General features: G+C 70.9%; 16 protein-coding genes. 10 read left to right on the plus strand and 6 right to left on the minus strand.

The window, feature by feature from the left end; translation table 11 throughout:
• Positions 1-15: 15 nt before the first annotated feature.
• The 5 genes from V5F67_RS05340 to V5F67_RS05360 all read left to right on the plus strand — a co-directional run bounded on the left by V5F67_RS05340 (position 16) and on the right by V5F67_RS05360 (position 5,842).
• Positions 16-525 carry a flavin reductase family protein gene (locus tag V5F67_RS05340; protein ID WP_394018476.1) on the plus strand — a complete coding sequence of 170 codons (510 nt, stop codon included), beginning with the start codon at positions 16-18 and terminating at the stop codon, positions 523-525.
• A 3-nt stretch (positions 526-528) separates the two neighbouring features.
• The gene (locus V5F67_RS05345; protein WP_394018474.1) at positions 529-2,832 is read left to right on the plus strand and encodes a trimethylamine N-oxide demethylase; all 2,304 of its coding nucleotides are present in this window, start codon (positions 529-531) and stop codon (positions 2,830-2,832) included.
• 227 nt (positions 2,833-3,059) lie between these two features.
• Positions 3,060-3,647, plus strand: a complete 588-nt coding sequence (locus V5F67_RS05350) for a dimethylamine monooxygenase subunit DmmA family protein (RefSeq protein WP_394018472.1) — start codon at positions 3,060-3,062, stop codon at positions 3,645-3,647.
• Positions 3,644-4,600 (plus strand): PDR/VanB family oxidoreductase, encoded by a 957-nt coding sequence (locus tag V5F67_RS05355; RefSeq protein WP_394018470.1) that lies wholly within the window; start codon positions 3,644-3,646, stop codon positions 4,598-4,600. Before V5F67_RS05350 ends, V5F67_RS05355 begins: the two co-directional genes overlap by 4 nt.
• Positions 4,601-4,774: 174 nt before the next feature.
• The gene (locus V5F67_RS05360; protein WP_394018468.1) at positions 4,775-5,842 is read left to right on the plus strand and encodes a heme-dependent oxidative N-demethylase family protein; all 1,068 of its coding nucleotides are present in this window, start codon (positions 4,775-4,777) and stop codon (positions 5,840-5,842) included.
• Between the two features lie 4 nt (positions 5,843-5,846).
• Here the strand turns inward: V5F67_RS05360 and hrpB are convergent, their stop codons facing one another.
• A complete protein-coding gene (gene hrpB / locus V5F67_RS05365; protein WP_394018466.1) occupies positions 5,847-8,342 on the minus strand; it encodes an ATP-dependent helicase HrpB in 2,496 nt (831 codons plus the stop codon).
• A 146-nt stretch (positions 8,343-8,488) separates the two neighbouring features.
• On the opposite strand from hrpB, the gene V5F67_RS05370 reads away from it, so the two are divergent.
• The 3 genes from V5F67_RS05370 to V5F67_RS05380 all read left to right on the plus strand — a co-directional run bounded on the left by V5F67_RS05370 (position 8,489) and on the right by V5F67_RS05380 (position 11,627).
• Positions 8,489-9,478, plus strand: coding sequence for a WD40 repeat domain-containing protein (locus V5F67_RS05370; RefSeq protein ID WP_394018464.1), 990 nt, complete (start codon positions 8,489-8,491; stop codon positions 9,476-9,478).
• 181 nt (positions 9,479-9,659) lie between these two features.
• Positions 9,660-10,406 carry an acetoacetate decarboxylase gene (locus V5F67_RS05375; protein ID WP_394018462.1) on the plus strand — a complete coding sequence of 249 codons (747 nt, stop codon included), beginning with the start codon at positions 9,660-9,662 and terminating at the stop codon, positions 10,404-10,406.
• A 69-nt stretch (positions 10,407-10,475) separates the two neighbouring features.
• Entirely contained in the window at positions 10,476-11,627 is a 1,152-nt protein-coding gene (locus V5F67_RS05380) for a patatin-like phospholipase family protein (RefSeq protein WP_394018460.1), read from the plus strand.
• Positions 11,628-11,915: 288 nt separating this feature from the next.
• Here V5F67_RS05380 and V5F67_RS05385 read toward each other — a convergent pair whose 3' ends face one another.
• The 5 genes from V5F67_RS05385 to galU all read right to left on the minus strand — a co-directional run bounded on the left by V5F67_RS05385 (position 11,916) and on the right by galU (position 19,177).
• The gene (locus tag V5F67_RS05385; protein WP_394018458.1) at positions 11,916-12,671 is read right to left on the minus strand and encodes a sulfite exporter TauE/SafE family protein; all 756 of its coding nucleotides are present in this window, start codon (positions 12,669-12,671) and stop codon (positions 11,916-11,918) included.
• Positions 12,672-12,868: 197 nt separating this feature from the next.
• Complete coding sequence (locus tag V5F67_RS05390) at positions 12,869-16,345, minus strand: indolepyruvate ferredoxin oxidoreductase family protein (protein WP_394018456.1); 3,477 nt, start codon at positions 16,343-16,345, stop codon at positions 12,869-12,871.
• A gap of 200 nt (positions 16,346-16,545) precedes the next feature.
• Positions 16,546-17,550: a nickel/cobalt transporter gene (locus V5F67_RS05395; protein WP_394018454.1), complete on the minus strand. Its 1,005-nt coding sequence runs from the start codon at positions 17,548-17,550 to the stop codon at positions 16,546-16,548.
• Complete coding sequence (locus V5F67_RS05400; RefSeq protein ID WP_394018452.1) at positions 17,547-18,179, minus strand: DUF1007 family protein; 633 nt, start codon at positions 18,177-18,179, stop codon at positions 17,547-17,549. The genes V5F67_RS05395 and V5F67_RS05400 overlap by 4 nt, the downstream gene beginning before the upstream one ends.
• A gap of 98 nt (positions 18,180-18,277) precedes the next feature.
• Positions 18,278-19,177 (minus strand): UTP--glucose-1-phosphate uridylyltransferase GalU, encoded by a 900-nt coding sequence (gene galU / locus V5F67_RS05405; protein WP_394018450.1) that lies wholly within the window; start codon positions 19,175-19,177, stop codon positions 18,278-18,280.
• Between the two features lie 374 nt (positions 19,178-19,551).
• Between galU and V5F67_RS05410 the strand changes: the two genes are divergently transcribed.
• Complete coding sequence (locus V5F67_RS05410) at positions 19,552-20,847, plus strand: lytic murein transglycosylase (protein WP_394018448.1); 1,296 nt, start codon at positions 19,552-19,554, stop codon at positions 20,845-20,847.
• Between the two features lie 133 nt (positions 20,848-20,980).
• Positions 20,981-22,210, plus strand: coding sequence for an ABC transporter substrate-binding protein (locus V5F67_RS05415; protein WP_394018446.1), 1,230 nt, complete (start codon positions 20,981-20,983; stop codon positions 22,208-22,210).
• Positions 22,211-22,252 lie beyond the last annotated feature (42 nt).

The following is a 22,252-nucleotide window of genomic DNA, read 5'->3' on the forward strand; positions in this document are numbered from 1 at the left end:
GAGAAAGCCATTTCCATGACCGCCATTGATCTCGACGCCCGTTTCGACCCGCGCGAGCTGCGCAACGCCCTCGGACGCTTCGCCACCGGCATCGCCGTGGTGGCGGCCCACGACGGCGAAGGCCCGCTCGGGGTGACGGTGAACTCGTTCTCCTCCGTCTCCCTCGACCCGCCGCTGATCCTGTTCTCCATGGCGCGCGGCCTCTATTCGCTGCCGCGCTTCGAGAAGGTGGAGGCCTATGCGGTGAACATCCTGCTGGAGGGCCAGGAGGCGATCTCCAACAGCTTCTCGCGCCCCGGCGCCGACAAGTTCGCCGGCATCGACTGGGTCAGGGGCATCACCGGCGCCCCCAAGATCAGGCCCACCCTCGCCACCTTCGAGTGCGTGCCCTACGCGCACTATGACGGCGGCGACCACGTCATCTTCGTCGGCCGCGTGGTGCATCTCCACGTGGAGGACGAGGGCAGCCCGCTGCTCTATTTCCGCGGCAGCTACCGGCTGCTCGCCGCCAACGAGAAAGGCTAGCGCATGGATGCCGTCGTCACGCCCGCGCCCTTCCCCGCCCTCGGCGCCACGCGGCGCCACACGGTGCGCGGCGGCGGGTGCGCGGCCTTCGCGCTGAAGGCGGGCGACGGCGTCACCATCACCGACCCGGAGGGGCTCCAGAGCGCCCGCGTCTTCGCGCTCGACGGCGCCGGGGACGCCGGCGCGCGGCTCGGGCTTGCCGCGACCCCGGAGGGGCCGGACCTCGCCCGGGCGATCGCGGATGCCGGCGAGGGCGGCCGCGCGGCGGCGCGCCTGCTCGCCGCGCGCGGCATCGTGCCCGGCGCGCAGAAGGGGCGGCGCGTGCTCGACGCCGGCGCGGCGCCGGGCGGCAGCGTCACGCTCACCGCCGCCGCCGACCTGGTGCTGGTGGTGGCCGCCCCCGGCGCGCCCATGGCGCCGGACGAGCAGGCCGCGCCCACCGACCTCCTGGTGACGCTCGCCCGCGCCGCCGGCTTCGACGACCTGCCCGAGCCGCTGGCGCCGCCGAAGCTCGATCTGCGGGTGCCGGCCGCGCAGGCGCGCGCCTTCACCGTGAGGGCGGGCGACTACATCCAGATCATCGACGTCTCCGGCCGCCAGTGCTCGGACTTCCTCGCCTTCGACGCGACGGCGCTGGAGCAGGGCCAGGAGTTCGGCCTCGACGCCACCACCACCCGCACGCTGATGGGCTCGGCCTATCCCGGCCCCGGCCTGCACTCGAAGTATTTCGACGAGCGCCAGCTGCCCCTCGTGGAGGTGGTGCGCGACACGGTGGGCCGGCACGACACCTTCGCGCTCGCCTGCTCGGCCAAATACTACGAGGACATGGGCTATCCGGGCCACGCCAACTGCTCGGACAACTTCAACGCCGCGCTCACGCCCTTCGGCATCAGGGAGCGGCGCGGCTGGCCGGCCATCAACTTCTTCTACAACACGTGCATCGAGGGCTCGAACGCGCTCGCCATGGACGAGCCGTGGTCGCAGGCGGGCGACTATGTGCTGCTGCGGGCGCTCACCGATCTCGTCTGCGCCACCTCCTCCTGCGCCGACGACATCGACGCCGCCAATGCCTGGGAGCCCACCGACATCCATGTGCGCGTCTACGACGCGCGCGAGGACTTCTCCAAGGGGATCGCCTTCCGCATGACGCCCGACGCCGAGCCGCGCCTGACCCGCGAGAGCGCCTTCCACCCGCGCACGTCGCTCCTCACCCGCGGCTTCGCGGAGTATCGCGGCTTCTGGCTGCCCACCTCGTTCACCGGCGAGGGGCCGATCGCCGAATACTGGGCCTGCCGCGAGAAGGCGGCGGTGATGGACCTCTCGGCGCTGCGCAAGTTCGAGGTGACGGGTCCGGACGCGGAAGTGCTGCTCCAGCGCACGGCGACGCGCGACATCAGGAAGCTCACCGTCGGCCAGGTGGTCTATACCGCGCTCTGCTACGAGAGCGGCGGCATGCTGGACGACGCCACCGTCTTCCGCCTCGGCCCGGCGAACTTCCGCGTGGTGTGCGGCGAGGAGTTCACCGGCCGGTGGCTGCGCGACAAGGCGGCCGAATGGGGCCTCAAGGCCTGGGTGAAATCCTCCACCGACCAGCTCCACAACATCGCCGTGCAGGGGCCATTGAGCCGCGAGATCCTCTCGGCGCTGATCTGGACCGGGCCGACCCAGCCCGCCGTCGCCGAGCTGAAATGGTTCCGCTTCGCGGTGGGCCGGCTCGGCGGGCCGCAGGGGCCGGCGCTGGTGGTCTCGCGCACCGGCTATACCGGCGAGCTCGGCTTCGAGGTCTGGTGCCACCCGAAGGACGCGGTGGCGCTGTGGGACGCGGTGTGGGCGGAAGGCGCGCCCAAGGGCATGAAGCCGCTCGGCCTCGCCGCCCTCGACATGCTTCGGGTGGAGGCGGGCCTGGTGTTCGCCGGCTACGACTTCTGCGACCAGACCGACCCGTTCGAGGCCGGCATCGGCTTCGCCGTGGCGGCGAAGGAGGAGGACTTCGTCGGCAAGGCGGCGCTCGCGCGGCGCAAGGCCAATCCCGCCCGCAGGCTGGTGGGGCTGCTGGTCGGCTCCAACGAGGACGTGGGCCATGGCGACCCGGTGCATGTGGGGCGCGGCCAGGTGGGCGTCGTCACCTCCGCCGCCAAATCGCCGATCCTGAAGGCGCAGATCGCGCTGGCGCGGCTCGACGTATCGGCCGCCGTGGACGGGGCCGAGGTGGAGATCGGCAAGCTGGACGGCCAGAGGAAGCGCATTCCCGCCCGCATCGTGCCGTTTCCGCATTTCGATCCGCAGAAGACCCGGGTGCGCGCCTGACGGTCATCGCCGTGGCGTGCCGCAGAACGCGCCGCCTGCCCAAGATTTCGGCGGACGATGACTATCATTTACCAGCCCCGCGGGGTGTTTTCCGTCGATCTCCTGATTGACAACTAATTTTCTTGTGAAGAAAATAATGCCATGTCCGATGGGTGCGCCTCCCACGGGGGCGCCCCGGCGCCGCGCTGTCGCAGGCGGCGGAACCCGTCTCCTATGAGCGAGCCGACATGAGCGATCAGGGCATCAAGAGCCGGCCGAAATACCAGCCCATCGCGCCGGATCCGGCGGGACGGCACCATCTGCTCGTGGTGGAGGGGGCCGAGGTGCCGCCGGACGCGCTGGCGCAAGGGGTCGGCGCTTCCGCCTTCGAGGTGTGGACCGTGGCCCGTCGCAGCGCCGTACCGGGCGCGCCGGTGATGGAGGAGGCGGCCGGCGCGGTGCGCGTGTTCCGCGCGGTGCCGCATCTGCTCGCCGCGCTGGAGGAGCGGCTCGGCCGCGAGCGCATGGGCCTCAGGCTCTACGGGGCCGGCACCGAGCCGTTCCTGTGGGACGTGTTCGGCATCGCCCAGACGGCCGGCCTCGGCCGGCAGGAGACGGCGTTCGCCCATGTGGGCCCGAAGGCGCGGCGCATCTTCTGCGTCCACTGCCGCACGGTGACGGAGAAGGTCACCGCCTCCATCGTCACCTGCTCCGGCTGCGGCGCGTCCTTGTTCGTGCGCGACCACTTCTCGCGCCGGCTCGCCGCCTTCATGGGCGTGCAGATCGACGCCGAGGTGCCCGGCGAGGTGCCCGATCCCGAGGAGCTTTATTCATGACCGCCGCCGAGACCTGCGACGTCCGTGTGCGCGAGATCGAGCCCTTGGCGCCCGGCCTCAAGCGCTTCTCGTTCGAGCCGGCCCATGGCGGCCTGTTCCCGACCCCGCCGGCGGGCGGGCACGTGATGCTCACCCTGCGCGACGGCGGCCGGGTGATGAAGAACGCCTATTCCCTGGTCTCGCCCCCCGCCGAGCGTGGGCGCTACGACATCATCGTCCGGCTGGTGGCCCAGTCGCGCGGCGGCTCGGCCTACCTGCACCACAAGGTGGCGTGCGGCGACGTGCTGGAAATGGCGCCGCCGCTCAGCCTGTTCCCGGTGGCGGCGACGGCGAAAAAGCACCTCCTCATCGGCGGCGGCATCGGCATCACGCCGCTGCTCTCCCACCTGCCGGAGCTGAAGGCGCGCGGCGCCCGCTACGAGCTGCACCAGCTCAGCGTGGCGGACGAGGCGGCGGTGTTCGAGCGCCTGCTCGCCCCGTTCGCGTCGGGCGAGGAGATCCGCGTCCATGGCGGCGGGCGCGCCGCCTTCGACATCGCCGGCCTGCTCTCGCGGCAGCCTCTCGGCACCCACCTTTATGTGTGCGGCCCGCGCGCGCTGATGGATGCGGTGACGGGTACGGCGCTGGCGCTCGGCTGGCCCAGGGGCAAGATCCACAAGGAGAGCTTCGGCGACACCTCCGGCGGCCTGCCGTTCAAGGCGGTGCTGAAACGCTCCGGCATCGAGGTGGAGGTGGGCGAGGCGCAGTCGCTGCTGGAAGCCGTCGAGGCCGCCGGCGTTTCCGCCCCCTGCCTGTGCCGCGGCGGCGCCTGCGGCGAGTGCCGCACGAGCGTCATCGAGGGCGAGGTGGAGCACCGCGACGACGTCCTCTCGCCCGAGGAGAAGGCGGCGGGGACCTCCATCATGACCTGCATCTCCCGCGCCCGCGGGCCGCGCCTGGTGATCGATCTGTAAGCGGGGGCCTCTCCCTCTCCCCAATGGGGAGAGGGCCGGGGTGAGGGGGAAGGACGGCAGGGATGCTCTCGGCCGCGTGCGGCAGCCGGCGCGTCCCCTCACCCCCTCCCTCTCCCCGACGAGGAGAGGGAGAGCGCGGGTGCAGGCCGTCGCGCCAATTGAAAGGACGAGACCATGACCGTGCAGTTCAAGCCGTCCGAGACCTTCCGCGACACCTTCACCTACGCGAAGAGCGCGGACGACATCCTGCGCTTTCCGTTCCCGTTCCCCGAGGACGAATACATGTACTCGGTGAACATCGAGCCGCATGTGCGGGGTGGCCCGACGGCGGCGTTCCAGGCGGTGTTCGACATCGACGAGCACTATGTGGCCGAGTGCCGCGAGCGCGCCAAGGTGCTGGCCGAGGACCCCAAGCGCTGCCAGGTGCTGCCCCACATGATGGCGGCCCAGTGGGACACGCTTGAGCTGATCATGGAGAGCCTCGCCGCCGACTATCCCGAGCATTTCTCGCTGACGAAGGCCGGCGACCTGTGGACCTGGGTCAACCGGCCGCTCGGCCTCCAGCAGTCCTTCACCTTCGGCAAGGCGGAAACGCTGCCCTGCCCGCCGTTCGAGTACATCACCCGCCAGGCGCAGGGCGACTTCACGCTCCAGGACCAGCGCGAGGACAACCTGTTCGTGGACGGCGGCATGGTGACGACGCAGGCCGACTGGTCGCTGGAGTTCGACATCGGCATGACGTTCCACGAATGGCACGGGCCGGTGCCGCTGGCGCACGAGAAGGGGGTGTTCGACCGGGCGCTGAAGTATCTGATGCGCCTGCAATGCGGCCAGCCGGTGCGGCGGCTCAACTGGACCATGACCGTCAATCCGCGGCTCGACACCTCGCCGGAGAACTATCCCGTCTGGGGTCCGGATAAGGCCACCGTGACGCCTGAGAACGTGGCCGAGAAGGTGCACCTGCGGGTGGAATTGCAGACGCTGTTCCGCCTGCCGCGCTCCAACGCCATCCTGTTCGGCATCCGCTGCTACCTGACCTCGGTGGCCGACATCGCCAAGGTGCCGAAGTGGCGCCGCCGCCTGCACCGGGTGCTGCGCGACCTCCACCCCGACATCGCCGCCTATAAGGGCCTGCCGCGCTACCGGCAGATGGTGGTGGACCATCTCGCCCCGCTCGACGACGGCGCGCCCACCTCTAGGGGCATCGCCCCTGACACGGACGTGCTCGACCCGGCCGGGTGAGCCCTCAGGTGCCGCGCGGCTTGGCGCGGGTGGTGGGGTCGGCCTGGGACGGGTCCTCGGGCCAGGGGTGCTTGGGATAGCGCCCGCGCATCTCCGCGCGCACGTCGCGCCAGGAGCCGCGCCAGAATTGCGGCAGGTCCTTCGTCACCTGGATCGGCCGGCGCGCCGGCGAGAGCAGAGCCAGCGTGAGCGGGATGCGTCCGCCGGCAAGCGCGGGATGCCGCGTCAGGCCGAACAGCTCCTGCACCCGCACCTCCACCTGCGGCCCGCCTTCGGCGCCATAGTCCACCGGCAGGCGGGTGCCCGTGGGCGCGGTGAAATGGGTCGGCGCCTCCGCCTCCAGGCGGGCGGAGAGCGCGTAGGGCAGCAGTGCCTTCAGCGCCGCGTCGAGGTCGGAGGGCGTGATCTCGGCAAGCGCCGTGCGGCCGGCGATGAAGGGGGCGAGCCAGTCCGCGGCCGTGGCGGCGAGGGCGGCGTCGGAAAGGTCGGGCCAGGGCTCGCCCTCGGCGGCGCGCAGGAAGGCGACGCGGTCGCGCCACTGGATGAGCGCCGGCGGGAAGGGCAGGCGGGCGAGGCCGAGGCCGGCGACGCCTTCCGCCAGCAGGCGGGCGGCGGTGGCGTCCTGCGGCGCCGGGCGCGGGCGCGACGACAGGGTGAGCGCGCCGAGCCGGCGCGTCTGGCGCGCCCGCACGGCGGCGGCGGCCGGATCGAACGACACCTCCGTGCCGTCGATGATCTCGTCCGCGAACAGCGCCTCTATCTCCTCCTCCGCGAGCGCGGCGGCGAGCAGGATGCGGGCGGCGTCCGCCCGGCCGGACACCTCGGCGACGGCGAGAAAAGGCGCCTTGGCGAGCGCCGCCGCCGGGTCCATCGCCGCCCCGCGCCCGTTGCGCAGCAGGAAGCGCGTGCCGTCGCCGCGCGAACCCTCACCCCGCGCCTTGGCGACGCGGTCGGGGAAGGCCAGCGCCAGCAGCGCGGCGGGGGAGGGCGCCGCGCCGCCGGCCTCCCGGCCGCCGGCCGCTTCGGTCCAGCGGGCGGCGAGGCGGCGGGCGTCCTCGGCCCGGCGCGAGCGGTCGCGGCGGAAGTCGTCGAGCCGGTGGCGGAGGTCGACCCCGTCGCCGCCGAGCCCGCGCTCGGTGAGCACGGCGGCGATCTCGCCCGCAAGCCGGCCGGCGCCGCGGTCGGCGCCCATCACCACCATGTGGGCGAGGCGCGGCGGCAGCGGCAGGCGCGACATGCGCGCGCCGAGCGCGGTGACGCGGCCGTCGCCGTCGAGGGCGCCGAGCAAGGCGAGCAGCGCCTTCGCCTCCTTCACCGCCGGCTCGGGCGGCGGGTCGAGGAAGGGCAGGCTGGCGGGGTCGCGCACCCCGGCGCGGGCGAGGTCCAGCACCAGGCCGGTCAAGTCGGCGGAGAGGATCTCCGGGGTGGCGAACGGCTTGAGGCTCGCGGTCTCGCCTTCGCTCCACAGCCGGTAGCACACGCCCGGCCCGGTGCGCCCGGCGCGGCCGCGCCGCTGGTCGGCGCCGGCGCGCGAGACGCGCTCGGTCACGAGGGTCGTCAGCCCCACGTCCGGCTCGAAGCGCGGCACGCGGGCAAGGCCGCCGTCCACCACCACCCGCACCCCCTCGATGGTGAGCGAGGTCTCGGCGATGGCGGTGGCGAGCACCACCTTGCGCCGGCCGATGGGAGAGGGTAGCAGCGCCCGGTCCTGCTCCGCCGCGTCCATGGCGCCGAACAGCGGCACGAGGTCGACGGCGGGGTCGCGCACCCGTTCGGCCAGCAGATCGCGGGTGCGGCGGATCTCGGCGGCGCCCGGCAGGAAGGCGAGGATCGAGCCCTGCTCCCCGGCGAGCGCGCGCAGCACGGCGTCGGCCATCTGCCCCTCGATGCGCGCGCGCGGGTCGCGGCCGAGATGGCGCGTCTCGACCGGGAAGGCGCGGCCCTCGCTCTCGATCACCGGCGCCGGCGCGCCGTCCGCCCCCATGAGCGCGGCGACGCGGGCGCCGTCCAGGGTGGCGGACATGGCGAGGAGGCGCAGGTCGTCGCGAAGGCCGCGCTGGCTGTCGAGGGCGAGCGCGAGGCCGAGATCGGCGTCGAGGCTCCTCTCGTGGAACTCGTCGAACAGCACGGCGGCGACGCCCGACAGTTCCGGATCGTCCAGCACCATGCGGGTGAACACGCCCTCGGTCACCACCTCGATGCGGGTGCGGGCGGAGACCTCGGACCTCAGCCGCACCCGGTAGCCGACCCGCTCGCCCACGCGCTCCCCCAGCGTCTGCGCCATGCGGTGGGCGGCGGCGCGGGCGGCGAGGCGGCGCGGCTCCAGCACCAGGATCTTCCCCCCCTTCGCCCACGGCGCGTCGAGCAGCGCCAGCGGCACCCGCGTGGTCTTGCCGGCGCCGGGCGGCGCCACCAGCACCGCGCCGCTGGTCGCGGCGAGGGTGCGCGTCAGGTCGTCGAGGACGGCGTCGATGGGAAGCGGCGCGAAGGCGGGCGGCATGGGCGCTGTCTTAGACCACAAAGGGCCCGGCGGGCGAGGCCGCGATGCGCGCGGGAGCGATCCCGCGCCCCGCGCGCCTTGCGTCGGGCCGCGCGCGGTGGCTTAAGAGCCTCTCCCGCCTTCGGGCCGCGCGCAGGCTTTATTTCATGTCCCTTGCCCCTTCGAGCCTCACCGACAAGGTCACCACCTTCTCCCTCGGCGCAGAGATCGTCGCCGCGGCGTTCCTCGACGCGACGCCCGCCTTCGCCGGGGCCGAAGGGCAGGTGTTCCTGGGCGTCGGCGGCGCCAGGGCGGTGACCGCCCATGAGGGGGCGGTGCTGTGCGCGGTCGCGGACGGCGCCCGCCTCGTCACCGGCGGCGACGACGGGCGGGTGGTGGAGACGCATGCGGACGGCACGACGGCGGAGCTCGCCGCCCACAAGGGCCGCTGGATCGACCGCATCGCCTCGGGTCCGGACGGCGCGCTCGCTTATTCCGCCGGCAAGACCGCCTTCGTCATCGCCAGGGGCGAGACGAAGCGCTTCGAGGCGCCGTCCACCGTCGGCGGCCTCGCCTTCGCGCCCAAGGGCCTGCGGCTCGCCATCGCCCATTATGGCGGGGCGACGCTGTGGTTCCCCAACGCGCCCTCCGCCAAGCCCGAGCTTCTGGGCTGGAAGGGCTCGCACCTCGGCGTCGTGTTCTCGCCGGACGGGCGCTTCCTGGTCTCCACCATGCAGGAGCCGGCGCTGCACGGCTGGCGGGTGGTGGACGGCGCCCACATGCGCATGACCGGCTATCCCTCGCGGGTGAAGTCGTTCGCCTTCACGGCGGACGGCAAGTGGCTCGCCACCTCGGGGTCGGGCGAGGTGGTGATGTGGCCGTTCCAGTCCAAGGACGGCCCCATGGGCAAGGCGCCGACCATGCTGGCGCCCTCCGCCTCCTCGCGGGTGCTGGTGGTGGCGTGCCACCCCAAGGACCCGGTGATCGCCGCCGGCTACGAGGACGGCATGGTGCTGATGGCGCGCATCTCGGACGGCGCCGAGATCCTGCTGCGGGCGCCCGATGCCGATCCGGTCGCGGCCATCGGCTGGCATCCGGCCGGCGGGGCGGTGGCCTACGCCACCCGGAGCGGGGCGGCGGGGGTGCTCGCCTTCTGATCGCGCCCCGATCCGATCGTGCTTCGATCTTGGGGAGGCGCGCGTCCTCCGTCCGGCTTGCGGTGGCGCCTGAACGGCGCGGGCTGCCGGCGCCGCGTCGCGGGCCTGTCACCGCCCCCCGCTATGGGCTAACGTGGTTCGTCTTCGCATGTGCGAAGCGGCCAGCAGGGAGCCACGCCCGATGAAGATCGCTGACGTTCGCCGCACCGCTTATTCCATGCCGCTCGTCAGCCCGTCCTATCCGCGGGGCCCCTACCGCTTCTTCGACCGCGAGTTCATGATCATCACCTACCGCACCGATCCCGCGGCGCTGGAGAAGGTGGTGCCGGAGCCGCTGAAGGTCGGCGAGCCGATCGTGAAGTACGAGTTCATCCGCATGCCCGATTCCACCGGCTTCGGCGACTATACCGAGACCGGGCAGGTGATCCCCGTGACCCTCGACGGCGTCGCCGGAGGCTATGTGCATTCCATGTATCTCGACGACGAGGCGCCGATCGCCGGCGGCCGCGAGATCTGGGGCTTCCCGAAGAAGTTCGCCAGGCCGAAGTTCGAGGTGGAGACCGACACGCTGGTCGGCTCCCTGCATTATGGCAGCGTGCTCTGCGCCTCCGCCACCATGGGCTACAAGCACGTCGCCGCGGACAAGGAGAAGGTGCTCGCCTCGCTGCTCGCGCCGAGCTTCCTCATCAAGATCATCCCCGACGTGGACGCCAAGCCGCGCATCTGCGAGCTGGTGCGCTACTATCTCGAGGACATCACCCTCAAGGAGTGCTGGACCGGGCCCGCGGCGCTCGGCCTGTTCCCGCACGCCATCTGCGACGTGGCGAGGCTGCCGGTGCTGGAGGTGCTGTCGGCGGTCCATCTGCGGGCGGACCTGACGCTCGGCCTCGGCGAGGTGGTCTACGACTATCTGGCCGAGGAGAAGTGATCGACGGCGCGCGCTGCCACGCCCGCGTCCCTGTCCCTTCCGACGATCCAGGCTCCGAGGTGAGATGACATGAACCCGCACGCCAAGGCACTGCCCGCCGACCTCTGCGACATCATCAAGGAATACGACCGCGTGGCCCTGGTGTTCCAGGGCGGCGGCGCGCTCGGTGCCTACCAGGCCGGCGTCTACGAGGCGCTCTCGGAGGCCGGCTGCGAGCCGAACTGGATCTCGGGCGTCTCCATCGGCGCCATCAATTCCGCCATCATCGCCGGCAACACGCCGGAGAACCGGCTGCCGCGCCTCAAGGAGTTCTGGGAGACCATCTCGCGCCGCAAGGTGCTGCCCTGGACGCCGGACGGCGACATCTTCCGGGCCTGGCGCAACCAGCTCAGCGCCTCCATGACCATCCTCCAGGGCCAGCCGGGCTTCTTCCGCCCGCGCTTTCCCAATCCCTGGCTGCTGCCCACCGGCGCCGCGGGCGCCACCTCCTTCTACGACACCGCGCCGCTGCACGAGACGCTGCTGAAGCTCGTGGACTTCGACATCATCAATTCCGGCCAGAAGCGCTTCTCGGTCGGCGCGGTGAACGTGCGCACCGGCAACTTCATCTATTTCGACAACAAGATCCACACCATCGGCCCGGAGCACATCATGGCCTCCGGCGCGCTGCCGCCGGGGTTTCCTGCGATCAAGATCGAGGGCGAATATTACTGGGACGGCGGCGTCGTCTCCAACACGCCGCTCCAGTTCCTGCTGGACCAGCCCGACCATCCGAGCGCGCTGGTGTTCCAGGTGGACCTGTTCAGCGCCCGCGGGCCGCTGCCGCGCGACATGTTCGACGTGTCCGAGCGGCAGAAGGACATCGCCTATTCGAGCCGCACCCGCTACACCACCGACGTGTTCCGCCGGGTGCAGGAACTGCGCGCGCACCTCTACGAGGCGCTGCTGCGCATCCCCGAGCAGCTGCGCACGCCGGAGGACCAGTGCCTCATCGATGAGTATGGCGCCTCCGGCCCGGTCAACATCTGCCACCTGATCTATCAGGAGAAGACCTACGAGCGGGAATTCAAGGACTATGAATTCTCCGGCACCTCCATGCACGATCACTGGCAGACCGGCTACGAGGACACGCTGAAGACCCTCAGCCGGCGCGAATGGATCAAGAAGCCGGACGATTCCATCGGCATCGTCGTCCACGACATCCACCGCCTGTCGGAGTGACCGGCGGCGGCGCTCAGAGCCTGCTCGGAAACTCAAGATCGGGTGCCGGCCCAGTTTCCCGTCATGCCCGGGCTTGTCCCGGGCATCCATGCTCAAAGGCCGGGAAAGACATCGGAAAGTCAGCGGCATCGGTTCGGCGTGGATGGCCGGAACCCGCGTGCTTGCGGGTTCCGCTCTCGGAGGCGGAAGCCGGCGGCAGCCGACTTCCGGGACAAGCCCGGCCATGACGGCTTGCATGGAAGCCCGGCCCCGCGAAAGCCGGCGTCCTTGGCATTTCCAAACCGGTGCTCAGGCCGTGAGCTTGAGGATGCCGCGCGTGGCCATGTAGATGCCGAGCAGGGTCAGGAAGCCGAAGAAGATCCGCGAGAACAGCTCGGGCGAGGCCATGATGCGCAGGCGCCGGCCGAGGTTCAGGCCGAGCCCCGCCGGCAGCAGCGCCGCGATCGAGGCGCCGATGATCCACGGGTCCAGCAGCGGCGCCCCCGAGCTTCCCGGCCACATCAGGATCGGCATCATGGCGAACGAGGCCACCATGAAGTTGAGGCCCAGCGCCTGGACCATGTCGTCGCGTCCGAGACCGAGCGCCTTGAAGAACACCACCGCCGGCAGCATCGCCATGCTGGTCATGCCGTTGATGACGCCGGTGGCGAGGCCGATGACGGGCGCGAGCGGTCCTTCCCATCCTTCCGGCAGGTGCACGTGCACCGAGGCGAGGCCGAGCAGGCCGTAGCAGCACATCACGGTGCCCATGGCCGGCAGCGTGTAGGGCGAATCGAGCCCGCCGATGCCGAAGCCGCCGATGAACGTGCCCACCGTCAGGCCCGCCATCATGACGGCGAAGCGCCGCGCGGTGGAGCGCGCCCCTGGCCCGGTGGCGTATTGCCAGACATTGGTGAAGGCGGCGGGGATGATGAGCAGCGCCACCGCCTGCGCCGGCGGCAGGATCAGCGTGAGCAGGCCGATGGCGACCGTGGGCATCCCCATGCCCACCATGCCCTTCACCGCGCCGGCGAGGACCATGACGAGAAAGCCGATGAGGATCACGGTGGGTATCATCGCGGGCAGGGCGGGGAGGGAGCCCCTTCTTGCGCCTTCCGGGTTCGGCGCGCAACCGTCCGGATGCGCCGGGACGCCACATAAAAGCTTATGGCGCCCGCACTTTTCTTCATGCCGGCGGGCGGCGGCCTCCGCTCGCGCAGGGCCGGGCGGCGCCCCAGGGCAGGCCGGCCGCCGGTCGGCCCCTATTCGGCCGCCACCGCGGCGGGCGCCGTGGGCGCGTCGAAGCGGGCGAGGAGGTCGGCCTCCTCGGCCTTGGCGGCGGCGAGATGGCGCGCCTTCACCGGCCCGTAGCCGCGGATCTTCTCCGGGATCGAGGCGAGCGCCACCGCCACCGCGTGGTTGGCGGGATCGAGCCGGGCCAGCAGGGCGCCGATGGTGCGCTCGTAGTCGGCGATGAGCCGGCGCTCCATGCGCCGCTCGGCGCTGTAGCCGAACACGTCGAGCGCCGTGCCGCGCAGCCCCTTGAGGCCGGCCAGAACGCCGAGCGCCCGCAGCATCCATGGGCCGAAGGTCATCTTCCTCGGCTCGCCGGTGGCGGGGCTCGCGCGCGCGAGCAGCGGCGGCGCCATGTGGAACTCGAAGCGCAGCGTGCCGTCGAAGGCGCCGTCCACCTGGCGCAGGAAGTCGCCGTCCGTGAACAGCCGGGCGACCTCGTACTCGTCCTTGTAGGCCATGAGCTTGTAGAGGTTCCGCGCCACCGCCTCGGCAAGGCCGGCGCGGCCGGGGGCGCGCGCCGCCTCGGCCTCGCGCGCCCGGTCGACGAAGGCGCGGTAGCGGGCGGCATAGGCGGCGTTCTGGTAGAGGGTGAGGTCGGCGACCCTGCGCGCGATCACCTCGTCGAGGTCCTGCGACAGGCGCCGCGCCGGCGTGCCCTCGCCCCTCGGCGCCGCGAGCTGCTCCACCCGGGCCGGGTCGTGCGCGGCGCGGCGGCCCCACAGGAAGGCGGCCTTGTTCATGGCCACCGCCTCGCCGTTGAGCTCGATGGCGCGCTCGATCGCCTCGGCCGACACCGGCAGGGCGCCGAACTGGTAGGCATAGCCCACCATGAAGATGTTCTGCGCCAGCGAGTTGCCGAACAGCGCGGTGGCGAGGCGGTTGGCCTCGATGAAGTGGGTGTTCTGCGCCCCCGCCGCCTGGGAGATGGTGCGCTTGATGCGCTCGGTGGGCAGCGAGAAATCGGCGTTGCGGGTGAAGTCGCCGGGCAGCACCTCGTGGGTGTTCACCACCACCAGGGTCTTGCCCGGCTTCACCGCGGCGAGCACCTTCTTGGTGCCGGCCACCACGATGTCGCCGCCCAGCACCACGTCGGCGCCCCGGGCGGGGACGCGGATGGCGGTGATGTCGGCGGGGTCGTTGGCGAGGCGGATGTGGCTGTAGACGGCGCCGCCCTTCTGGGCGAGGCCGGCCATGTCGATCATGCCGCAGGCCTTGCCTTCGAGATGCGCCGCCATGCCGATGATGGCGCCGATGGTCACCACGCCGGTGCCGCCGACGCCGGTGGCGATGATGCCGTAGGTGCCGGAGATCTCCGGCAGCGCGGGCTCCGGCAGGGCCGCCCATTCGCCGCCGCCCGCCGCCGCGCCGGCCGCCTTCTTCGGCTTCGCCCCGTGGACGGTGACGAAGGAGGGGCAGAAGCCGTTCACGCAGGAGAAGTCCTTGTTGCAGGACGACTGGTCGATCTCGCGCTTGCGCCCCCACTCGGTCTGGAGCGGCTGGACCGACACGCAGTTGGACTTCACGCCGCAGTCCCCGCAGCCCTCGCACACGCGCTCGTTGATGATGACGCGCTTGTCCGGGTCCGGGAAGGCGCCGCGCTTCCTGCGCCGGCGCTTCTCGGAGGCGCAGGTCTGGTCGTAGATCAGGACCGTCACGCCCGGGATTTGCGCCAGCTCGCGCTGGATTTCGTCGAGGTCGTCCCGGTGATGGACGGTGAGCCCTGAGGGCCACAGGGTCGCCGGCGGATACTTGTCCGGCTCGTCGGTGACCACCACCACGCGCCTTGCGCCCTCGGCCGCCACCTGCCGGGCGATCACCGGAACCGTGAGGTCGCCCTCGTGGTGCTGGCCGCCGGTCATGGCGACGGCGTCGTTGAACAGGATCTTGTAGGTGACGTTCACGCCCGAGGCGATGGCCGCCCGGAGCGCCAGGTAGCCCGAGTGGTTGTAGGTGCCGTCGCCGAGATTCTGGAACACGTGGGGGCGCTGCGAGAACGGCGCCTCGCCGATCCAGTTGGCGCCCTCGCCGCCCATCTGGGTGAAGCCGGTGGTCTGCCGGTCCATCCACTGCACCATGTAGTGGCAGCCGATGCCGGCATAGGCGCGCATGCCCTCGGGCACCTTGGTGGACGAGTTGTGGGGGCAGCCGGAGCAGAAATAGGGGATGCGCGTGGCGACGTCGCCGGTGGCGGCGAGCACGCGCTGGGCCTCCTCCAGCTGGGCGACGCGCTGGGCGATGTCCGGGACGTCGCCATAGGCGAGCAGGCGCTTGCCGAGGGCGATGGCGATGTCGTTGGGGTCGAGGGCGCCCTTCACCGGGAACAGCCAGCGCCCCTCCTCGTCCTTCTTGCCGATGCACACCGGCTGGTTGGCGGTGCCGTAGAGCTCCTCGCGCACCTGGACCTCGATGAGGGAGCGCTTTTCCTCCACCACCATGATGAGGTCGAGGCCGCGCGCGAACTCGTAGAGCCCCTGCGTCTCCAGCGGCCAGGGACAGGCGACCTTCCAGATGCGGATGCCGAGGTCGTTGGCCCTGACCTCGTCGATGCCCAGCTCGTCGAGCGCGAGGCGCACGTCGAGATAGGACTTGCCGACCGTGGCGATGCCGATGCGCGGGCGCGACCCGCCGGAGGTGATGAAGCGGTTGAGCTTGTTGGCCCTGAGATAGTGGAGGATGGCGTCGCGCTTGAATTCCTGGAGCCGCTCCTCCTGGGCGATGGGGGTATCGCCGAGGCGGATGTTGAGGCCGCCGGGCGGCATGGCGAAGTCCGTGGGATGGACGATGGAGACCCGGTCGAGCCGGCCGTCGACGATGCCGGTGCTCTCGATTGTGTCCTTCACCGCCTTGAGGCCGACCCACGTGCCCGAGAAGCGCGACAGCGCCCAGGCATGCAGGCCGTAGTCGATGATCTCCTGCACGCCCGCCGGATTCAGCACCGGAATCATCACGTCGACGAAATGGAACTCGCTCTGGTGCGCGGTGGTGGAGCTCTCGCAGGTGTGATCGTCGCCCATCAGCGCGATCACGCCGCCATGCTGCGAGGTGCCGGCATTGTTGGCATGGCGGAACACATCGCCGGAGCGGTCGACGCCCGGCCCCTTGCCGTACCAGAGGCCGAACACGCCGTCGAAGCGGCCCTCGCCGCGCAGCTCCGCCTGCTGGGAGCCCCACAGGGCGGTTGCCGCCAGGTCCTCGTTGAGGCCGGGCTGGAACTTGATGTCGTTGGCCGTCAGCAGCTTTCCGGCGCGGCCGAACTGCTGGTCGAGCCCGCCGAGCGGCGAGCCGCGATAGCCGGTGACATAGCCGGCCGTGTTGAGGCCGGCGCGGCGGTCGCGCTCCTTCTGCATCAAGGCGAGGCGCACCAGCGCCTGGGTGCCGGAGACGAACACCCGCTCCTGGGAAAGGTCGTATTTGTCGTCAAGCGATACGGGCTTGAGAGCCATGGGCGCCTCCGGGGCGCGGTCGGCGCGGATCAGACCGTCGCCGCCGTCTTCCTGTCTAGGCTGGCACGGAGTGTCGCACCCGGCAATTTCGTTGTTCAAACTCTAATCGAAACGAAATTGCCCAAAAGCCGGGCGTGACGCATTTTGGTGCATTGCGGCATCGAGGGGGCGCTGCAGCATGGCGATCGGCGCCCCCAATCTCACCCCGGCAGCAGGCGCTCGCTCTCCAGGTAGCCGGTGAGCAGGCCGAGGCCGAAGGCCATCACCAGCAGGGCCGCGAGCAGCTCGATGCCGCTCCTGGCCACCGCCGCCCAGCGGGTGTCAGAGGCGGCGATGCGCACCGCGAGGCGCTTGCCGTAGACCGCCAGCGCGGCGATGGCGGTGACGGTGAGCGCGGTGCCGAGGCCCATGGCGAAGGCGGCGCCCACCCCGCTCATGAACACGCCCTGGGAGAGCGCGAAGGTGAGCACCAGGATCGCGCCCGAGCACGGCCGCGCGCCGGCGGAGAGCACCGCCACCGCCGCCCGCCTGAGGCCGCCCGCACCCGATGCAACCAGAGCCGGATCGGGCATGTGCCCATCGCAGCCGCAATCGTCGCCATGCACGTGGCCGGCTGGCCGCCCGGTGACGGCGCCGAAGAACGCGCGGCCCTTCACGATCGCGAGATAGAGGCCGAAGGCGGCGATGGCGCCGTAGGCGGTGATCTCCACCACGTTCATGGCGCGCGCCATGCTCACCGCCGTGGCGTTCAGCATCAGCGCCAGGATGCCGACGAACAGGATGGCCGCGAGCGCCTGCACCATGCCGGCGGCGAGCGAGAGCAGCGCGCCGCGCCGCAGCGTGCCGCCGTCGGCGAGCAGATAGGAGGAGATGACCGCCTTGCCGTGTCCCGGCCCGGCGGCGTGGAACACGCCATAGGCGAAGGACAGGCCCGCGAGCAGCCAGAAGGCATGGCCGTCCGCCTTGGCGGCGCGCACCGCCTGCACGAGGGCGCGGTAGAACTCCGCCTGCTTGGCGAGGATGAAGCCGGTGATGCCCGAGGGGGGCGCCGCGGCCGGCGTGCCGAGCCCGAACGGCGAGGCCTTCGGCCCGGTGCCCAGCGCCTGGGCGAGGGCTGGTTCCGCGGCGGCGAGAACCAGCAGGGCGCCGCCGAGCGCGGCGCCCACGAGGAGCGCGCGGCCGAGCGGTCCCAGGCCGGCCCTCACCGGCAGCTCACCTTGATCTTGTCCGCGAACTGGGCGCCATAGTCGGAGCCGGCCGTCAGGTTGGTGAAGAAGCTCTCGGAGAGCGTGGTGCTCGGTCCCGATCCCGGCGTCGGCGAGATCGCCTCGGCGGTGCATCCGGCGGGGGCGCCGGGGGACGACACGGCATCCTTCTCGGCGAAGGAGAAGGAGACGAAGATGGTGGGGTCGTAGATGTCGAAGGTCAGGGTCTTGGCGGCGATGGGCGTCTTCAGCGGCAGCGTGAAGTGCAGCGTCAGCGTCTCGTTCTCGTATGTGAGATAGTAGTCCGCGGGGTCATTGAAGGCGATCTTGGCGGTGGCCGTCTTGCCCTTCACGAAGTAGTCGTACTCCTTCAGCGAGGTGACGTTCACCTCCGCCAGGGGCTTCAGCACGTCGTCGCCATAGGTCCCGTCCTTCTGCTTCTCCATGCCCTGGAGCGCGAAGGCGCTGAAGGCGTCGTCGAAGGTCCAGGCCTGCTTGAGCGCGGTGAGCTTGCCGTCGGCGTACACCAGCTCGGTCTTCGTCGTGACCCACACGTGGGGGTGCGCCTCGGCGCGCGCCGAGAGCGCGAGGAGGACGGCGAGGCAGGACGCGAATCGCAGCAGGCGCATGTTGGCTCCGATGGGCTGCACATGCCTCGCCCGCGACTTCGGCGGAATGGTGGCGGGGCGCGCCGTCGCATGCCCCGTGGCTGCGGTCCCGGCCGGCCTCAGCCGCCCGCGAGCATGCCGCGCAGCTCCGCCTCGAAGGCGGGGGCGATGTCGGGGCGCGAGAGCGCGTAGGCGACGTTCGCCATCAGGAAGCCGATCTTCGAGCCGCAGTCGTAGATCGCGCCGTCGAAGGTGACGGCATAGAACGGCTCGCGCTCCATCAGCTTAAGCATGGAATCGGTGAGCTGGATCTCGCCGCCGGCGCCGGTCTCCTGGCTTGCCAGCAGGTCGAAGATGCCGGGCTGGAGGATGTAGCGGCCGGAGATGGCGAGGTTCGAGGGCGCGGTGCCGGCCTCGGGCTTCTCCACCATCTTCTCGATGGCGTGCACGCCCGGCGCCGCCTCCGTGCCCTTGCCGACGATGCCGTACTGGTGGGTCTGGTCGTCCGGCACCTCGTAGACCGCGATCACGTTGCCGCCGGTCTTCTCATAGGCCTCCACCATGGAGCCGAGGCAGCCCTTGGCGTTGCCGTTTCCCGGCTTGGCCATGTGGAGCATGTCCGGCAGCAGCAGCGCGAACGGCTCGTCGCCGATGATGTCGCGGGCGCACCACACCGCATGGCCGAGGCCGAGGGGGAGTTGTTGGCGGGTGAAGGAGGTGGTGCCGGCTTTCGGCGTGTCGCGGTCGAGCTGTTCCAGCTCCTTCGTCTTGCCGCGCTCCTCCAGCGTGCGCTCAAGCTCGAACTGGCGGTCGAAATGATCCTCGATCACCGCCTTGTTGCGGCCGGTGACGAACACGATGTGCTCGATGCCAGCCGCCCGCGCCTCGTCCACCACGTGCTGCACCACGGGGCGGTCGACGACGGTCAGCATCTCCTTCGGCACCGCCTTGGTGGCGGGCAGGAAGCGCGTGCCGAGGCCGGCGACGGGCAGGATCGCTTTGCGGATGGGCTTGGCCATGAATGAGGGTCCGTCTGTTCTTTCCGGAGCGCGGCGATGCCTAGCACGAAACCGTGAGGGTTCCGCAAGGAATGCCGGAAGGACCGGGCGGGTTCCCCCTGCGGAGCGCGCCCATGTGCAGCGCAGCACGTTCGCAGCTTCGGCGCAACGTCGAAGAAGAGCCTTGAATTGGAGGTATTTGAAGGCCGTCTTCCGCGTTCCCGCCGGAGTTCTTCGCGACGCTGCGGGCCACGTCCCAAAATCTTGCCTTACGTTAACCGTGGCGCAACCATATTGCGCCCCCATAGGTCCCGCTGGGCCGCGCTCGCATTGCCGCCGCCGGTCCGCGCAGGGAGACTTCGGGACGGCCGGAGCGCCGGAAGAGGATGAGAGCAATGGCTTCGAGAACACCCCTGAACGCCTCCGGCGTGATGCTGGCGCTCGCGGCGGCCTGCCTCATCACACCTGCCGCCGCCCAGGCCCAGACCACGGGCTCCATCGACCCTTCGGGCCAGACCCGCTTCGTGCATCCGGACATGGCGCCGGATGTGCTCGCGCGCGCCGAGGCGAACTTCCCGAGCTGCATCCGCGGCATGTGGCCGGAGGCGCAGGCGCGCGGCGTCAGCCGCCAGACCTTCGAGCGCTACACCGCCCGGCTCGAGCCGGACATGCGCATCATGACCTTCCTCGACAGCCAGCCGGAATTCTCCAAGCCCATCGGCGACTACGTGAACATGCTGGTCACCGAGTTCCGGGTGAAGAAGGGCCGGGAGGTGCTGGAGCGCTACAAGCCGATCTTCGACCAGGTGGAGAAGGCCTATGGCGTCGACCGCTATGCGGTGGCGGCCATCTGGGGCATCGAATCCACCTATGGCGACCCCAAGGGCACCGGCTCGCGCTCGGTGCTCGCCTCCACCGCCACGCTCGCCTGCATCGGCCGGCGGCAGGACTATTTCCGCGGCGAGTTCCTGGCCACGTTGCAGATCCTCCAGAGCGGCGACGTGCCCAACGAGCATCTGAAGGGGTCCTGGGCCGGCGCCTTCGGGCCGACGCAGTTCATGCCCACCTCGTTCCAGCAGTTCGCGGTGGACTTCGACGGCGACGGCAAGCGCGACGTGGTCACGTCCATCCCCGACATCATCGCCTCCACCGCCAACAACCTGAAGCTCGACGGCTGGCAGTTCGGCAAGACCTGGGGCTACGAGGTGGTGGTGCCGAACGGCTTCGACTACCGGCTGGCCCGGCGCGAGCTCAAGCAGCCGATCGCGAAATGGGCGGCTTTGGGCGTCGCCCGTCCGGGCGGCCGGGCCTTTCCGCGCGGCGGCGATGCCGCCTATCTGCTGCTGCCGGCGGGCGGCGACGGGCCGGGCTTCCTGATGGTCGAGAATTTCGACGTCATCCGCAAATACAACCCGGCCGACGCCTATGCGCTCGCCATCGGCCATCTGGCTGACCGGCTGCGCGGCGGCGGCGGCTTCGCCCAGGCCTGGCCGAAGGAGGCGCGCGGCCTCTCGCGCGGGGAGCGCGTGGAGATCCAGCAGCGCCTCACCCAGAAGGGCTACAACGTCGGCAATCCCGACGGCGTCATCGGCACGCAGACCCGGGTGGCGATCCAGGAGTTCCAGGCCCGCGCCGGCCTGCGCGCCGACGGCTACCCCAACACCAAGCTGCTCGACGCCCTGCGGCGGTGAGCACGCGATGCCGCAGGGCGCTCCCCTGCGGCCCGGCGGCGCGGAAATGCGTTGACACCCCCGCCGCGCGCCCCTTTCTAGCGTCTCGACTGCGCACGGGGCGAGCCGCGCCCGTGGCGCGAAGGAGATGCCGATGCCCGCTCCGCTTGCCCCCGCCCGCTCCCGCCGCGCGCTCATCGCCGCCGGGGCGCTCGGCCTCCTCGCCGCCCTCGCAGGCGGCGCCGCGCGGGCGCAGGAGCCGATCCGCATCGGCGAGATCAATTCCTATTCCACCATTCCCGCCTTCACCGAGCCCTACCGCAAGGGCTGGCAGCTGGCGCTGGAGGAGATCAACGCCAACGGTGGCCTCCTCGGCCGCAAGGTCGAGGTGATCTCCAAGGACGACGCCGGCAAGCCGGCCGACGCCATCACCGCCGCCAACGAGCTGGTCTCCTCCGACAAGGTGGCCATGCTGATGGGCACCTTCTTCTCCCACGTCGGCCTCGCGGTCTCCGACTTCGCCAAGCAGAAGAAGGTTTTCTTCCTCGCCGCCGAGCCGCTCACCGACGCCATCGTCTGGGACAAGGGCAACGCCTACACCTTCCGCCTGCGCCCCTCCAACTACATGCAGGCGGCGATGCTGGCGGAGGAGGCGGCCAAGCTCCCCGCCAAGAAGTGGGCCTCCATCGCGCCGAACTACGAATACGGGCAGTCGGCGGTGGCGGTGTTCAAGAAGCTGCTTTCCGAGAAGCGCCCGGACATCGAGTGGGTGGCCGAGCAGTGGCCGCCCCAGGGCAAGATCGACGCCGGTCCGGTGGTGCAGGCGATCGCGGCGGCGAAGCCCGATGCCATCCTCAACGTCACCTTCGGCCCCGACCTCGCGAAGCTGGTGCGCGAGGGCACCACGCGTGGCCTGTTCAAGGACCGCGCGGTGGTGAGCTTCCTCACCGGCGAGCCGGAATATCTCGATCCCATGAAGGACGAGGCGCCGGTGGGCTGGATCGTCACCGGCTATCCCTGGCAGTATATCGACACGCCCGCGCACCAGGCGTTCCTGAAGGCCTACCAGGCCAAGTTCGGCGATTACCCCCGGCTCGGCTCCATCGTCGGCTATTCCACCCTGAAGGCGGCCGCCGCCATCATCGCCAAGGCCGGCTCCACCGACACCGACAAGCTGATCGCGGCGGCCAAGGGCATTTCGGTGGACACGCCGTTCGGCACCATCGCCTTCCGCGCCGGCGACCACCAGTCGACGCTCGGCGCCTTCGTCGGCTCCATTGCCGTGAAGGAGGGAAGGGGCGTCATGGAGGGCGCGGTCTATCGTGACGGCGCGCTCTACCTCCCGCCCGAAGCGGACGCCGCGAAGCTGCGCCCGGCGGAGTGAGCGCGGGCGGTCTCGCCGTCCCACCGGCCTTGCTTTGCCACG

Origin of the sequence: Xanthobacter pseudotagetidis (assembly GCF_043194795.2) — a bacterium.
In the GTDB taxonomy this organism is placed as follows: Bacteria; Pseudomonadota; Alphaproteobacteria; order Rhizobiales; family Xanthobacteraceae; genus Xanthobacter; species Xanthobacter tagetidis_A.